The sequence below is a fragment of the Streptomyces aureus genome, from assembly GCF_001418135.1.
Classification (GTDB): Bacteria; Actinomycetota; Actinomycetes; order Streptomycetales; family Streptomycetaceae; genus Streptomyces; species Streptomyces aureus_A.
Genome location: NZ_LIPQ01000707.1, coordinates 1 through 1,238, shown reverse-complemented (window position 1 = coordinate 1,238; position 1,238 = coordinate 1). Strand labels below are relative to the sequence as shown.

General features: G+C 72.5%; 1 protein-coding gene. It reads right to left on the bottom strand.

Annotated elements, in window-relative coordinates; genetic code table 11:
* Window positions 1-7: 7 nt before the first annotated feature.
* The gene (locus AOK00_RS36335; RefSeq protein ID WP_055604341.1) at window positions 8-862 is read right to left on the bottom strand and encodes a hypothetical protein; all 855 of its coding nucleotides are present in this window, start codon (window positions 860-862) and stop codon (window positions 8-10) included.
* Between the last annotated feature and the right edge of the window lie 376 nt (window positions 863-1,238).

Here is a 1,238-nt window from a genome sequence, read left to right as displayed (position 1 = left end):
ATGGACCTCATCGGCGACCGCTGCGGCTTCTGCGGGGCACCCCTCCAGGCCGGGGCGGTGCCGGAGCAGGGCGGTCGCCGATGAGGTCCATCGCGCACCAGTGGCAGGTCTCGCGCCGCACGGAGGAGACGAGCTGGTAGAGGACGGGCAGGTCGGGCAGGTACGCGGCGAACTCGACGAGCTTTCCCGTCCCCCACCAGCGGGGCGAGGCCTCGGGCAGTGGTGTCTCCAGGACGGCGCCGTGGATCCGCCACCCGGGCACGAGGGTGGTCGTGGGCCAGTCGGTCTGGAGCTGGCCTCGGGCGAGCAGGAGTTCGGTGGTGAACTCCGGTCCGGGCAGGGTCACCTCGCCGCTGCCGACGCGGGTGATCTGGGCGGTGGGTCCGGCGAGGACGGCGAAGTGGGCGCCGGGGAGCCAGCCCTTGAGGTGGGAGCCGAGGCTGACGGGGACGCGGTCGAGCCGGGAGACGGAGCCGAGGACGGCGCCGGCGTAGATGTAGTGGGCGAGCAGCCGGGCGGCGGAGGCGAGGACGCCGGGGCTGAAGTCGCAGCCCGCCAACTGCCGGAGCTGGCGGACGAGTACGGCCGCTCCGAGGGGTGGCAGGTCGGTCCTGACCAGGGCGATCCGGTCGCTTTCGAGCAGGGAGCGGACGGCGCGCAGGCGCTGCTCGACGGCGGCGGGGGCGGAGGTGGGGCAGACGACGACCACGTGCCCGTACCGCGCGAGGAGCTGCTGCATGTCGGCGATCGAGGCGTCGAGCGACTGGGTGTCGGGGGCCGGGAGGACGGTGGCGTGCGGGGTTCCGGGGTCGGTCGGCGGCAGCGCCAGGTCGGCACTGGTGACCGCGATCGCTGTCGGCACGTCGGACCCCCCGTCCCCTCCGGCCTCCGGTGTCCCGGTGGCCGCGGATCACTTACCGCGTTCACGGCATCACCGCAGGGTGCTGCCGCCTCTGCACCTTATCCGCGTCCCCCGGGGTGGTGAACACACAATCCGCCAAGCTGTCCTGCTTTCTTGGGGGCCCCGGAGCCCGGACCCGTCGGCCCGTTCCGCGCTGCCGTCACCCGCTCCGAACAGGGGTTGCTGCCAGAGGTCTTGACAACACGATTGGTCTGGACCAACTTGTCCCCACAGCGGTGGCCACCGTCCGCACTCCCCGTACCGCCTGTACCGCCCGCACCACCTGTACCGCCTGCCCCTCAGGCACCCTCTGCTCCCCCATACCCCTGTGTCTTAT